This window comes from Corallococcus sp. AB049A, assembly GCF_003668885.1.
Classification (GTDB): Bacteria; Myxococcota; Myxococcia; order Myxococcales; family Myxococcaceae; genus Corallococcus; species Corallococcus interemptor.
Genome location: NZ_RAWL01001112.1, coordinates 1 through 445, shown reverse-complemented (window position 1 = coordinate 445; position 445 = coordinate 1). Strand labels below are relative to the sequence as shown.

The 445-nt window shown below is 62.9% G+C and carries 1 protein-coding gene; it reads left to right on the top strand.

The annotated features are described in order from the left end of the window. A partial coding sequence (locus D7X55_RS46475) for a TIM barrel protein (protein ID WP_147470500.1) occupies nucleotides 1-431 on the top strand: 431 nt, incomplete at its 5' end. Nucleotides 432-445: the final 14 nt, after the last annotated feature.

Sequence of the window (445 nt, the reverse complement as noted above, 5' to 3'; positions counted from 1 at the left end):
ATGCCGAAGCCGGCCTCAAGCGCATCCTCGGGCATGCCGAGAAGCGCGGCGTCGTGCTGGTGATGGAGCTGCTGAACTCCAGGGTCGATCACCACGACTACCTGTGCGATCACTCCGCCTGGGGCGTGGAGCTGTGCCAGCGGCTCGGCTCGGACAACTTCGGCCTGCTCTACGACATCTACCACATGCAGATCATGGAGGGCGACATCATCGCCACCATCGGCAAGCATCACGCCTGCTTCAAGCATTACCACACTGCGGGCGTGCCGGGCCGGAACGAGATTGGAGACCAGCAGGAACTCCACTATCCGGCCATCTGTCGCGCGATCCGCGACACCGGTTTCAAGGGGTATCTGGCGCAGGAATTCACGCCTGCAGCGCCCGATCCCGTTGCCTCATTGCGCGAGGCGATCCGCCTCTGCGACGTCTGATACGATATCCACCC